This is a genomic window from Lampropedia puyangensis (assembly GCF_004833285.1).
Lineage (GTDB): Bacteria > Pseudomonadota > Gammaproteobacteria > Burkholderiales > Burkholderiaceae_C > Lampropedia > Lampropedia puyangensis.
The window spans coordinates 124,189-135,947 of record NZ_STFG01000008.1; the positions used below are offsets into that span (position 1 = coordinate 124,189).

Sequence of the window (11,759 nt, forward strand, 5' to 3'; positions counted from 1 at the left end):
GGTCTGGTTCGTTTCTTACACGTCAATGGATGCAGCATCTGCAGGCGTAGCCACCGACATGGCCCCCTGTAAATGCTGGCGAAGTGCCACATAGGCACGGCTTAAAGATTGCGCATCACCAAAAGCGCCTGCTTTGGTGATGATGAGTGGCGCGTGCGCACCTGCGCCACGCGACAACACTACGCCAGGCTCTACTTGCGCAAGCACGTTCAAACGCGCAATGCCCAACGGTTGCAATACCGCGCGGGCCGTCTCGCCGCCAGTCAACACCAAGGCAGCAACCTCTGGCATCAACCCAGCCAGCGCCTGCGCAAGCCGCCGAGCCAGCTGCGGCCCCTGAACAGGATCGCTTTGATCATCGCTGGCAATGGTGACCACAGGATCTACACCAAGCCGCACATCTTGGGCAATGGCGCACAACCAATCTGGATGCTCATGCATTGATGCAGGCTCCGGCACAACGCTCTCATGTGCACCAGACACATTGAACGCATACAGTTGCGCAGCTGTAATGCGATGCACGGCGCAACCGCAACTGCGTTGCATGCTGTCTACCTGCGCCTTGGCCACTGCAGACATACTGCCAACAACCGTCAAAATTGCTTGCCGCACAGTCTTCAAAGGCGCCAACCCCATCATCTCTGCAGTGGTAGACAGCGGTGGCTGTGGCTGCCCGACCTCATTATTGGGTTGGAGCGCATAACGCTGCGCCGCCAAGGCCTGCGCCAAGCCCCCTGAACCCACCCAGAAAAAATCTCTCAGCCCTTGCACAGCTTGCACTAGCACGGCCAAATGCGCATCGCTTTCGCAATCGAACACCAGTGCATGGCATCCACGCTTCTGTGCTGCGCGCACATGGGTGCGCAGCGCCTGCACTGCTCGCGCTTGCTTGTCTGTGTATTGGCCCTCTTGCGCATCAAACCAATCCAATGCCACCCGCTCTGCCTGCAAGCCTGCTGCTTGCAGCATGGCCTGGGGCCGCGCATCACAATCTGCATGTTCAAGTTGCCAGGTGTCCGTCTCTGCCAGCGCAACACCATGTACCCAAACATGCCCTCCACGCACTAAGCGCCCCATGGCTGGAAAGGCAGGCGCGATCAGGGCAAGCCCCAACTGCGGCTGCAGCGCGGCCACTTCCGTGGCCCAATGGCCACGCAAAGTGGAATCCATTTTTTTGAAAACAGCCCTGCCTTGGCCGTACTGGCTCAACGTGGCAAGCATAGTCTTGGCAGCCACAGCTGGGTGCAAGCGCCTGCTATCTGTATCCACCACTACCACGTCAACACCATCCGTGGCCGTTCGGGTTGGATGGGCTTGCGCCTCTGGCTGTGACAACCACAACACGCAATCCGCAGCATGCACCACAAAACTGGCTGCACAGTCTGCAGCACCAGTCAAGTCGTCAGCAATGATGAGTGTGGGAATTGCCATGTTGCCTGAATGATCAAATCAATCATTTCGTTTATTTCAAGGCGATTCTATGCGTATTCCAATCAAAAATTGACTGGATCAATCAAAATGCGGGTTTTCCTGAGTTGGCACCTTCTGCCTGAACTTATTAGAGATAGAAGAACTAACCGACCAACACCAGATGGATGAAGAGGTGTGCAACCATAGAATAAATTTGATTGAAACAATCAAATCATGCAGAAGCAAGAGCGCATGTACTGCCGCTGCTTTAATGGCGCTCAGGCATGAGTACCGTGGTTTGTTTTTGCGCAAGAAATGGTTGCAGTTGCTCAGCCGTCGCCTCACTATCCGTAATCAACGTCCAGGCTCCGCGCAAAGGGCTCCAATGCGACTGGCTGCGCCGGTTGAGTTTCTCCGCACTCGCCAACACCAGCAACTCTTGCGCGCGCTGAAACATGCGGTCTTTGAACCATGCCTGCTCGACTGAGCCCTCACACAATCCCAAGTCTGCATCCACACCGTCGGCGCTGGTAAACACTTTATCGAAAGTCAAACGCTCTATGGCCATATCAGCCAACGCGCCAAACACACTCATGCTGCTGGCACGCAATGCGCCTCCAATCAAAGTCACAGGTAAGCCCCGCGCAGCCAAGGTATGCAAAGCCAATAGGTTGTTCGTGAAGATTGTCAGTCCCGCATCAGCAGGCAACACTCGGGCCAAGCCTTCAGTGGTCGTTCCTGCATCAATAAAGATGGTATCCCCTGTAGCAATGCGGCCCACGGCCAGTTGGGCAATTTGCATCTTGGCGGCGTGCTGGTGTTGCTGACGCAGCTCTAGGGGTGTTTCTGGCTCATGCTGAATAGATGCTGCCACAGCACCGCCATACACGCGCAGTAAGCGCCCAGCTTGCTGCAACGCATGCAAATCACGCCTGGCTGTCGCTTCAGAAATACCGAACTTCTGGCATAAAGCCCCCACATCCGAAGTGCCCGCCTGCACTGCATGGAAGATGGCATCACGGCGATTGGCTACTTTCATAGAGTGGGGCAAGCAAAAATCAAAGATAGGAGGAAGCAGCAAGCAAAGCAAGACGTCCAATACGCCTCAACACCACAGGCTTTATCGGCCATTTCGCTGCATTTCGCCACCTATTGCGTGCGTACGCAGTGCCATACGTGCAGGGAAACGACAAGAAGCGCCATGCTTGCGCTCTCGCCCATAGCTGCGGCAGGCGGCAGCGGCGCCAAAAGTATACCTTCAGCACATCGCGGCTATCGAGCCCGCCCTCCTCCACGCCCCTGAGGGTGGGTCGTTTTTACCTTCAGCGCCTGTTGACAGCCTCAAAGATGCAACTGCTTGAGCCAGCCCAGGCCTGCCGTTGTCGTGGTTTGAGGATGGTATTCCAGCCCCACCCAACCTGGGTAGGCAGCCTCATCCAAAGCAACGAGCAGTTCCTGCCACGGCAATTGCCCCACATCAGGCTCATGCCGACCTGGGGCGCCTGCAATTTGTATGTGCTGAACCAATCTGCTCGGGGCATAGCGTTGCCATTGAGCCAAGGCGTCGCCCTCCGTCATCTGGCAATGGTAAAAATCCATTTGCATCGCCAAATGCGGGTGCCCAATCTCTTGTAAAGCGGCAAACGCCTGTGCTTGCGTGTGCAACCAATAACCGGGCATATCAACATGGTTGATGGCTTCAAGCAGCAGCGTTACAGGATGCTGGCTGTTGCTGGCCGCCTTTTCTGCAGCCCATGCCAAACGATGCAACCAAGTGCGCCTATCACCAGCGTCAGCCGCCGTAGCAACCCCGGCCATGACATGAATACGCGGGCATGCCAGTGCTTGTGCGTACTCCAGTGCCAATTCAACACCATAGCGGAAAGCCTTTTCCTGCCCCACCAAACATGCCGTGCCGCGCAAACCCTGTGCCCAGGCTTGCCGCACGCCTGCAGCATCGGCTCCCCCTGCAGGCGTATTGATCAGCACCTGTTGCAGTCCTGCCTCTTGTAAATGCTGTGCCAGCACATGGGCGGGCCACTCGTAGGGACTGGCGTACTCCACACCTTTGAATCCATCTTCCGCGGCGGCAGCAAAGCGCGCCTCGAAAGGCTTATGCGCATACAAAAAACCCAAGTTAGCAGCAAATCGTGACATGGCATCAGCCTCGCTCAAGGTGAAACACAGCAGTGGCTGCGCGCAAATTCGGCAGAAAGCGAACCGGCTTATCTTGAATAAGCCCGAAAGAATCCCGGATGCGCAGGCGATTTTTCAAAGCCAATATTTCAAAATCCTTCAACGTTCCCACCCGAATATTGGGCGTGTCGTACCACTGGTAAGGCATGCGGCGTGTCACCGGCATGCGCCCACGCAAAACGGAAAGCCGATTGCCCCAGTGCGCAAAGTTCGGAAAGGCAATGATGCCTGCACGCCCGACCCGCACCGTTTCTTTGAGCATGGTTTCTGCATTGCGCAAATGCTGGAATGTGTCGATCTGCAGCACCACATCAAAACTGTCATCAGCAAAAATAGACAGACCTCGGTCGAGGTTCATTTGCAACACATTCACACCACGCTTGGCACAGGCCAGCAGCTTGGCATCATCGAGTTCTACGCCGTAGCCGCTGCAGCCTCGTTCCTTTTGCAAATACTCCAGCAGCGCGCCATCGCCGCACCCCAAATCGAGCACCCGCGAACCTGCAGGCACCAACTGCGCAATGGCTTTCATGGTGTGGTTATCGCTCATGCCTGTACCTCCTTGGCGATACGCTCAAAATAAGCTGCCACAAGCTGGTGGTAGCGCGGGTCATCCAGTAAAAAAGCATCATGCCCATGTGGCGCGTTGATTTTGGCGTAACTCACATCACGCTGGTTATCAAGCAGCGCATGCACAATTTCCCGGCTTCGCGCAGGCGAGAAGCGCCAGTCTGTTGTAAAGCTAATGATCAAGAATTTCGCCACAGCACGGGCCAACGCTTGGCTAAGATTGCCGCCATATTCACGCGCCGGGTCAAAGTAATCGAGCGCCCGCGTAATCAGCAAATACGTGTTCGCGTCAAAGTACTCGCTGAACTTGTCGGCCTGGTGCCGCAAATAGCTTTCAATCTGAAACTCAATGTCCTGCGTGCTGTAACGCAAGTCCAGCCCATCGCGCAATTGACGGCCAAACTTCTGGTTCATCACATCATCAGACAGGTAAGTGATGTGCCCCACCATACGGGCGATGCGCAGCCCACGTTTGGGGATCACCCCCTTTTCGTAAAAATGGCCGCCATGAAAGTCCGGGTCGGTCACGATGGCCCGTCTGGCCACCTCGTTGAAGGCGATGTTTTCTGCCGTTAAATTCGGCGCACTGGCAATCACCACGGCATGGCGCATGCGCTCGGGATGCTGCAACGTCCAGGAGAGCGCCTGCATGCCCCCCAGACTCCCGCCCATCACTGCGGCCAGCTGGTCAATCCCCAAGGCATCAAGCAACCGGGCCTGGGCATTGACCCAATCTTCCACCGTTACAACGGGAAAATCAGCCCCCCACGCTTTGCCAGTAGCCGGGTTTTCATGCATTGGCCCTGTTGAACCAAAACACGAACCAAGGTTGTTCACACCAATGACAAAAAAACGGTTGGTATCGAGCGGCTTGCCCGGCCCGATCATGTTGTCCCACCAGCCTTGGCTCTTGGCTTGGCCCTCATACTCGCCTGCCACATGGTGCGAGGCATTGAGCGCGTGGCACACCAGCACCGCGTTGTTGCGCTGCGCATTGAGCTGGCCGTAGGTTTCGTAAGCAAGCGTGTAGCTGCCAAGGCTACCGCCACCTTTGAGTGGCAACGCGTTGGCAAACGACATAAATTGGGGATGAGCGATCAGTGGCATAGCGACTCAAACAAAAAAACCGGCCTCACTACCAAAGAGCGAGCCGGCTACCTGTGTTTGTGCACCTGTCCTGAGCGCGTCTTTAGCAGCATTTATAAAGCGCCCGCAAGCGATTGCAAATCGGCGCATCAGCCAAAACTATACCACCAAGCATGCTTTTTGGCATCCTCATCGTCCAAGCGCCTTCGTTTTTCCTGCACCAAGAGCGTGCCAAACACGGGCAAAACAGCCCTGGGTGTCATTTTTTTAGCCACTTTCTGCAAAAACAGGTGTTTTTGCCTACATTCGATTGAAAAATGTCATAGGAAATCAGGATTTTGTCAGTAATAATGGCTGCGGGTGCGGCTGTGGTATAGGTCACCGCCGTTGATCCCAACTCACAGTACGCGGTGTTTGATGGTTTCGTGCGCAGTTCAGGGGATTTGCTCATTCGGCTCCGGGGCCCCATCGCTTGGGAAAAATGTTTTGAAGGAGTCCTGATATGGGCAATAAGTTATACGTTGGCAATCTGCCATATTCTGTTCGTGACAACGATCTGGAACAGCATTTCAGCCAGTTTGGTGTTGTGACCAGCGCCAAAGTGATGATGGAGCGTGACACAGGCCGCTCAAAAGGTTTCGGCTTTGTGGAAATGGGCTCTGACGCAGAAGCACAAGCTGCGATCAACGGCGTGAACGGTCAGCCTCTGGGTGGCCGCAATGTTGTGGTCAACGAAGCCCGCCCACTGGAGCCACGTCCTCCACGTAGCGGTGGTTTCGGCGGTGGCCGTCGTGAAGGCGGTGGCGGCGGCGGTTTCCGCAGCCCATACGGCAATGGCCCACGCGGTGGCAGCCAAGGCCATGATGGTTATTAATCCATCCCCTGCTCTGTGATCGCACACACTGTCAGCCTTCGGGCTGACAGCAAAAAAGCCAGCTTCCATGCTGGCTTTTTTGTTGCCGCCTCACCCCGCGTCTCTAACGTCTCACAGCGTATGGGTTCTATCGCCCTCACTAAACCCCAAAGGCTCCCAAAATGGTCCCGCACCCAGCATGATGACCTTGAACAGCTCCCCCATCTCATGCTCGTGCAACAGTTTGGCCCCCATGATACGCTCGGGCAAGGAGGCCTGCTCCAATTGTTGGGCAATACCGCAATTAGCCAAAAACCGCGCTTGCGACGTATAGCCCAATACCTCCAAACCTGCCTCTTGGGCCAGCACTGCCACGGAAGTAAAGTTCACGTGCGATGTAATGTCCTTCTCCCCCACTTGCTGCAGTGGCAAGGCATCCATCTGATGTTGAAAGTGGCACACCAGCGTGCCCATATGGCGCTGTGGGTGGTAGTACTCGCGCTCGCCAAAACCGTAATCAATCCACAAGGCGGCCCCTTTTTTCAGCCGCTCAGAAGTGGTACGCACAAATGCATCGGCCCAAGGATGCACTTCAGTGAGGTAGTCCTCGTCCGTATCCTCTATAGCGCAAGGCGGTAGCGCATCCGTTGGCCGATCATCCCACGCCAGCGCTTGCTGGGCATCTAAAGTCACGCCGCGTTCAAACCATTGCCCTTGCTTGCGCACCACTAACTTCACGGGCATCGCATCCAGCACTTCGTTGCCCAACAACACACCTTCCAATGCGTCGGGCAGCTGCGACAACCACTGCACTTGCTCTCCAAAAGCAGCCAAAGTCTTGGCTTGGCGTTCACGCAGCGCAAGTGACACATCCACAATGCAATAACGCCACACCTGGCTGCCTAATGCCTGCAGAATATCGCGCGCCAAAGTGCCATTGCCAGCGCCAAACTCATAAATAGTATCGGTGCCGGTTTTAGCCAACGCCTCGGCAATTTGCACCGCAACGCTGCGCCCAAACAACGCAGATATCTCAGGCGCCGTCACAAAATCGCTGCCCTCAGCCGACTCTGCCGCGCAACTGGCATGGGCAGGCACTGGGTCTGGCGCAACTGCAGCAGGCAAACGGCCAATTTTGCGGCGATCATTGCTGTAGTACCCCAAGCCCGGCTCATACAAAGCCATCTGCATAAAGGTGTCAAAAGGCAGCCAAGCATGCTCGGCTTGAAGCTGGTCATGAATTTTGCCCAGCAAAGGGGGCGTTACACTTTGGGCGTTGTTGTCCATTTCATCCATCCCGCCATTGTCGCCTGAGTCGGCCCGCTTTTGTATGCAGACCTCTTCCAACTCCCCACCCGCAGCGCGCCCAGTAGCCCTCGTCACAGGTGCAGGTTTGCGCCTTGGCTCTGCCATTGCTGTGCATTTGGCTGAACATGGCTGGGACATTGCCGTGCACTATCGCCATTCACGGGAGGCCGCCGACGCCACTGTGGCCGCCTGCACACAAGCTGGCGCGCACAGCGCAGCATTTGCTGCCGATTTCAACGACGAAACGCAAACACGCGCACTGCTGCCACACGTGATTACGTATTTTGGCCGTGTCGATGCCATCATCAACAGCGCGTCACGTTTCGAGTTTGACGATGCCAACAGCTTTGGCTACGCGCAACTCGATCAACATCTGCACAGCAACGTCGCTGCACCAATCGTGTTGGCGCAAGCACTGCACCACCATCTGAGCCAATCAACCACACCAACGCAAAGCGGCGTAGTGGTCAACCTGCTCGACCAAAAACTATGGAACCAAAACCCCGATTTCCTTAGCTATACACTCTCGAAAGCAGCCCTAGAAGCCGCAGGCACCATGCTAGCAATGGCACTCGCGCCACGGGTGCGCGTGGTAGGGGTTGCGCCGGGATTGACCTTGACCAGCGAATTCCTCGACCAGGCCACCTTTGAACGCCTGCACCAGCTCAGCCCGTTGGGGCGCTCCTCCACTCCGCAAGATGTGGCCTCTGCCGTGCTGTTTGCACTGAACAACCCCGCCATCACAGGCACCACCTTACTGGTCGATGGAGGCCAGCACCTCATGCGATTCGAGCGTGATTTCTCCAAAATGCAGGCCTGAGCGGCCTCATCCAAACCTCGCTTTTTTAGAGTGTATTTACACCATGCAAAACCATATCAAGGGCTCCCAGACCCTCACCCTCTCAGGCCTACGCTTTGACGCCAACCTCGGCATTCTTGACCACGAACGCCGTGGCCCACAACCCATTCAGGTCGATGCTGAACTGCACCAAGGCACCCAACCACTGCTGCCGCACGACGACGACATTCACAGCGTGCTGGACTACCGAAAAGTGCGCCAAATCATCATTGACGAATGCACCGCTGAGCACATCAACTTGCTTGAAACACTCATCGGAAAAGTCTCCCACCGACTCATGCAATTGCCCGGCGTTATTGGTGTGCGCGTACGCATTGCGAAGCTGGAAATTTTCAATGACTGCGAAGTCGCCATCCGCATGGAAACAGGACAGTGGTGAATACTTAAATTGTGCGGCTTGCCATTCAACATGGCAGCAAACGTTGTCAAAACATCGGCAAAGAGCCAAGCCGCCACAGTTTTACGCGACACCCATCCGCATTTTTTTAGGCCTGCCTAATAGACCTGCAAGTTTGTTTTCCCTATGTAGGTAAGAACATCAGGTTGCATTAGGCGGTGTAGCTCAGTAATATCAAAGCCTTCTAATTCTAGTTAGACGTGCACTTCGCATTCCTTGCAAAGTCAGTTTTCTGTTGCAAGCAATGCGCCGGTTTTGGCATGCAACGCGCAGTTGGCATAGTTGCCAAAGCGCTTGTTCTTTTCGCTGCGCGTGGTTTCGGTTTTTAGCGTTGCGCTTGCCGCTACCATGTAGCTTTATTTTTCACGTTGGGTCGGTTACTTCACCTCCTAACCCTTCACTCAAGCGGACTGCTTCGCAGCCGCTTAGCTCAAACGTTAGTCCTCGCATAAACCTGGGCCATGCAATATTCCGCGCCTCGCCCTCCGTCTGGCCTCCGTGCTGGGTTTGGCACTTTTCCTGGCATGCCCGGGTTCGAGGTCAAATCAGCATACTCTCGTAGTCACTGTCTGGTAGCGCGCTGTTACCAAGCGTTGTCAGCGTATACCCCTTGTGTCGGCTCCTTTGCCGTTTCGCGCGCCGCGTGTCTGCGTGGCCCGTTTCAGGCGCCGGGTCTAACTCGTCGCTCAAGCGGACCCGCCTACGGCGGGCCGCTTATCTAGGCCGTTAGGCGTTTGCTTCGCATTCCTTGCAAAGCCTGTTTTCAGTTGCAAGCATTGTTCCGATTTTGACAATACAACGCGCAGTTCGCATAGTTGCCAAAGCGCTTGTTCATTTCGCTTCGCGTGGTTGCCTCTTTTAGCGTTTCGCTTGCCGTTACCATGTAGCTTTATTTTTCACGTTGGGTCGGTTACTTCACCTTCCTAACCCTTCGCTCAAGCGGACTGCTTCGCAGCCGCTTACCTCAAACGTTAGGTGTTTGCTTGGCAAGCCTTGCAACGTTGGGTTTTCGGTTACAAGCATTTCACCGGTTTTGGCAATGCAACGTGCAGTTGGCATAGTTACCAAAGCGCTTGTTCTTTTCGCTGCGCGTGGTTTCAGTTTTAGCGTTGCGCATGCCGCTACCATGTAGTTTTATTTTTCACGTTGGGTCGGTTGCTTCACCGTCCTAACCCATCGCTCAAGCGGACTGCTGCGCAGCCGCTTAGCTCAAACGTTAGGCGTTTGCTTCGCGTTCCTTGCTAAGTTGGTTTTTTAATTGCAAGCATTGCGCCAGTTTTGGCAATGCAACCTGCAGTTCGCATAGTGGCAAAAGCGCTTGTTCTTTTCGCTGCGCGTGGTTGCCGGTTTTAGCGTTGCGCTTGCCAGTACCATGTAGCTTTATTTTCACGTTGGGTCGGTTACTTCACCTTCCTAACCCTTCGCTCAAGCGGACTGCTTCGCAGCCGCTTAGCTCAAACGTTAGCCCTTCATGAAAATTTCCTCTATGGACACACCAAAGCCAATCGACGNCATGAAAATTTCCTCTATGGACACACCAAAGCCAATCGACGAGATTTCAGTAGATGATCTGCATAAGCATCCCGTATGGCGGTATGCACTTGAGAGCGAAGAAGACTACGATGAAACGCATGTTTTGCCGGTGACCTGCCTGGAAGTCCCATATGACAATGATGTTTACCATGTTGCGTGCACCCTTACTCTTGCAACAGGAAAAGACTTCGTTGGCTTCATGAGCATTTGCAATGGAAATTTGCATGACGATGCTCCGGTGGTGGTGAGCAACGAAGGGCAATGGTCTTTAGATGTAGCTCCTTCCGTGCGCCAGAGGGCGATAATCGAATCTATTCTAGGTACAGGTTATGAGGATGCCTTTCCAGTTTCTTGGACGCTAAAGGTAATGGTTGAAGGAGAAAAGCAAATGCTTTCAGGCACCTACCAGAAGGGCTAACAATTCATTCAAGCCGATGTCGCTTCGCGGCACGGCTTAATTCAGGCGTTGGGCATCAAAGAGAGAGGTCGTTTGTGGAAACAGCATTGATTGAATTATCAAAAGCCTACTTGTCGGGAGTGTTTGCACTCGTCGCAGCACTTGCTGGCGCGCTCCTCGCGCTAATCGGCGTTGCCATAACGAACTATTTCTCCACACGCAATAACAATAAGAACCTCTTTATTGGCACAGTCACTAAAGAACGAGCCACATGGCGTGGAGAAATGCGAACGCATGTAGCATGCTTTCTGCAAAGAGGCCCACCTGCATCTTCTTTCTTCAACGTCAGCTACCACTCCACAGCTACATGAGTCGCGCGTTCATATTTTGTTACGGCTCAATCCAAATCCGAACCACTCACTTGACGCCGGTCTTATCAAGGGTCTCGCCGATACTATGCAAGCACTGAGCACTAAAGATAGTGCGGCGCTTGAAACGGCGCTGACAGCTATTGAGAAAAATGCACAGGCTCTCCTCAAACAAGAGTGGGACAAATCAAAACGTGAGGCAATCAGCGGCAAAGTCGAGGTAGCGTGATGCCCAACAAGTCGCTGCAGCCGACGTATTTGCCGCCGCTGCGCGGCGTCAAATCCGCGGCTGAGCTTGGGCGTTAGGCGCCGGGAAATCTCCGCTATGAACTCAAAAAAATTACTAGTTGGTGTTGGCGCGATTGTCATGCGCAACGGATTGGTTTTACTCGGCCAAAGAATTGGCTCCCATGGTGCTGGCACATGGGCGCTTCCAGGCGGGCACCTTGAATTTGGCGAAAGCGCAGCGGACTGTGCAACTCGTGAAGTTCATGAAGAAACAGGGTTGGAGATCCAAAACTTCACACCGGCCCCTTACACAAGTGACATATTCGCCTCAGAGGGAAAGCACTACATCACCTTGTTTGTCGTTGGCCAAAGCAACTTTGGCGATCCCGTCATCTGCGAGTTGGAGAAATGTGCCGGATGGCAATGGTTTCGCTGGTCTGAATTACCAAGCCCTTTGTTTCAGCCTCTTGCCACACTTCATGCCACAGGATTCGTCCCCAATGGGGCGGCCTAACAATTCATAAGGAGCTCCCCGTCAAGTATTGGCGCATGAA

At 54.5% G+C, this 11,759-nt stretch carries 12 protein-coding genes; 6 read left to right on the forward strand and 6 right to left on the reverse strand.

Going from position 1 to position 11,759, the window contains the following annotated elements; genetic code table 11:
* Positions 1-15: 15 nt before the first annotated feature.
* The 5 genes from E9531_RS09280 to metX all read right to left on the reverse strand — a co-directional run bounded on the left by E9531_RS09280 (position 16) and on the right by metX (position 5,283).
* The gene (locus tag E9531_RS09280; protein ID WP_136573475.1) at positions 16-1,431 is read right to left on the reverse strand and encodes a four-carbon acid sugar kinase family protein; all 1,416 of its coding nucleotides are present in this window, start codon (positions 1,429-1,431) and stop codon (positions 16-18) included.
* A gap of 247 nt (positions 1,432-1,678) precedes the next feature.
* On the reverse strand, positions 1,679-2,449 hold the full coding sequence (locus E9531_RS09285; RefSeq protein WP_136573476.1) for a DeoR/GlpR family DNA-binding transcription regulator: 771 nt from the start codon (positions 2,447-2,449) through the stop codon (positions 1,679-1,681).
* Positions 2,450-2,751: 302 nt separating this feature from the next.
* Entirely contained in the window at positions 2,752-3,567 is an 816-nt protein-coding gene (locus E9531_RS09290; RefSeq protein ID WP_136573477.1) for a hydroxypyruvate isomerase family protein, read from the reverse strand.
* Positions 3,568-3,571: 4 nt separating this feature from the next.
* Positions 3,572-4,156 carry a methionine biosynthesis protein MetW gene (metW, locus tag E9531_RS09295; protein ID WP_136573478.1) on the reverse strand — a complete coding sequence of 195 codons (585 nt, stop codon included), beginning with the start codon at positions 4,154-4,156 and terminating at the stop codon, positions 3,572-3,574.
* Positions 4,153-5,283 carry a homoserine O-succinyltransferase MetX gene (metX, locus tag E9531_RS09300; RefSeq protein WP_136573479.1) on the reverse strand — a complete coding sequence of 377 codons (1,131 nt, stop codon included), beginning with the start codon at positions 5,281-5,283 and terminating at the stop codon, positions 4,153-4,155. The genes metW and metX overlap by 4 nt, the downstream gene beginning before the upstream one ends.
* 481 nt (positions 5,284-5,764) lie before the next feature.
* Here metX and E9531_RS09305 point away from each other — a divergent pair, with 481 nt between their 5' ends.
* Positions 5,765-6,136 carry an RNA recognition motif domain-containing protein gene (locus E9531_RS09305; RefSeq protein WP_136573480.1) on the forward strand — a complete coding sequence of 124 codons (372 nt, stop codon included), beginning with the start codon at positions 5,765-5,767 and terminating at the stop codon, positions 6,134-6,136.
* Between the two features lie 111 nt (positions 6,137-6,247).
* Here the strand turns inward: E9531_RS09305 and E9531_RS09310 are convergent, their stop codons facing one another.
* Positions 6,248-7,402, reverse strand: coding sequence for a class I SAM-dependent methyltransferase (locus E9531_RS09310; RefSeq protein WP_136573500.1), 1,155 nt, complete (start codon positions 7,400-7,402; stop codon positions 6,248-6,250).
* A gap of 43 nt (positions 7,403-7,445) precedes the next feature.
* Here E9531_RS09310 and E9531_RS09315 point away from each other — a divergent pair, with 43 nt between their 5' ends.
* From E9531_RS09315 to E9531_RS09330, 5 genes are all read left to right on the forward strand, one after another.
* A complete protein-coding gene (locus E9531_RS09315) occupies positions 7,446-8,243 on the forward strand; it encodes an SDR family oxidoreductase (RefSeq protein ID WP_136573481.1) in 798 nt (265 codons plus the stop codon).
* 43 nt (positions 8,244-8,286) lie between these two features.
* Positions 8,287-8,661 (forward strand): dihydroneopterin aldolase, encoded by a 375-nt coding sequence (locus tag E9531_RS09320; protein ID WP_136573482.1) that lies wholly within the window; start codon positions 8,287-8,289, stop codon positions 8,659-8,661.
* A gap of 628 nt (positions 8,662-9,289) precedes the next feature.
* The gene (locus E9531_RS17980; RefSeq protein WP_425293574.1) at positions 9,290-9,409 is read left to right on the forward strand and encodes a DUF1010 domain-containing protein; all 120 of its coding nucleotides are present in this window, start codon (positions 9,290-9,292) and stop codon (positions 9,407-9,409) included.
* A gap of 1,656 nt (positions 9,410-11,065) precedes the next feature.
* The gene (locus tag E9531_RS17480; protein WP_158291752.1) at positions 11,066-11,206 is read left to right on the forward strand and encodes a hypothetical protein; all 141 of its coding nucleotides are present in this window, start codon (positions 11,066-11,068) and stop codon (positions 11,204-11,206) included.
* Between the two features lie 96 nt (positions 11,207-11,302).
* Positions 11,303-11,719 (forward strand): nucleotide triphosphate diphosphatase NUDT15, encoded by a 417-nt coding sequence (locus E9531_RS09330; protein WP_136573484.1) that lies wholly within the window; start codon positions 11,303-11,305, stop codon positions 11,717-11,719.
* Positions 11,720-11,759: the final 40 nt, after the last annotated feature.